1 pseudogene is annotated in these 1287 nt (G+C 59.0%); it reads left to right on the top strand.

Annotation, left to right across the window (positions count from 1 at the left end):
• Nucleotides 1-260: pseudogene (locus tag M3I54_RS44280) on the top strand (hypothetical protein); the annotation flags it as partial.
• Nucleotides 261-1287: the final 1027 nt, after the last annotated feature.

Here is a 1287-nt window from a genome sequence, read left to right as displayed (position 1 = left end):
AAAAGCACGGCGTTGAGGTGACGCTCTGGAAACCGCTCTTTGATCGGGAAGTGAGGCAGACCGACGCGCCGAGCCAGTGGTGCCGACCCGACTTTGAACTGACGTTCCGATCGGTGGCAGCCGCTGGCGTTGCGGCACGGCCGCACCGTGTCGTCATCGAGACGATGGGTGCCGACGATCCTGACTACCTCGAACGCAAGTTGTGTACTCAGGAAATCATGAAGCGCCGCGGTATTCTGATCGAGCATCGCGTCGCATGATGATGCTGCCCAGAAAGAACGGGACGACGCGTTTTTCCGCAGGGTCGCAGCAAAGATCCTGCATCTCGCCGGTGTTTCGCAGACCAGGCCAGTCTGAACGATTCACGGTGCCCCGTTGCCTGCTGATCTTCCTGATGGATGCTCCGCTTCCTGCCGGCGACCCACGCACCATTACCAACGCGACGCCTACCACGGCACCTAAGTAGCGGCCATGGTGGGGGTCGTCACGACTTGCTGACCGTTGTGAATATCGCGGCGGGGCGTGCACAAGGGTTGACGGCTGCGGGGCGTCCGTCACCGCACGCACTTTTTCGACATTACCGGCCGATGTCAAATCGCCATTCGCTGCCGCCCTTCATCGCGGACCTTGAAATGCGACTAACGGTCCTCCGCCTTTTCACCACCAAACGCGGGCAGCGGCGTAAAACCTTGTCTTCAGGCAGGTGGGTACGGCGCCCATGCGCATGGCTGGGGCAACTGGAGTCGTATTGCTCTTTTGACATCTCACTGCCGCACAGCGAGGCGAACTTGCTGAGCGTCTGGCGCTTGCGCTCGCACGCGGCGTCGGCTTCAGATTCCAGAATCTGGCCATCGGAGGGGTGGTGCTTCGGGGCGGAAGTCTTCGCAAGAGGGCGCGTCGACGTGCGATTTCAGTCTCTCTGAACGAACGAGTTTCAGCCGTGATTTTCAAAACATATGTCGCATTCCAGATTAATTTAATCAGAAAATCTCTCGTGATTTTCGAACCGACGTCTTCTTCGAGCGTGAGATAAGAAGGATTGAACTAACCCGCTGAAGCGGGAGGTGGTGGTTGGCCAGCGACATCGGCTCCGGGATCATCTGCAGGGCCCCTCTGCTCGAGTGCGACGATGGCAGTGCAATTTGCTGCCGTGACCATTCAGAGCGGAGTCCACCATGACACCCCTACGTCGACGCATGATCGAGGATATGCGCGTGCGCAACCTCGCGGCCAACACGCAACGCGTGTATCTCCAGCAGGTGAGCAACTTTGCCAAGCACTTCGGGT

The organism is Paraburkholderia sp. CNPSo 3274, from assembly GCF_024206475.1.
Taxonomy (GTDB): Bacteria; Pseudomonadota; Gammaproteobacteria; order Burkholderiales; family Burkholderiaceae; genus Paraburkholderia.
Note: the sequence above shows the minus strand (reverse complement) of the source record. Positions and strands in the feature narration are given on the sequence as shown.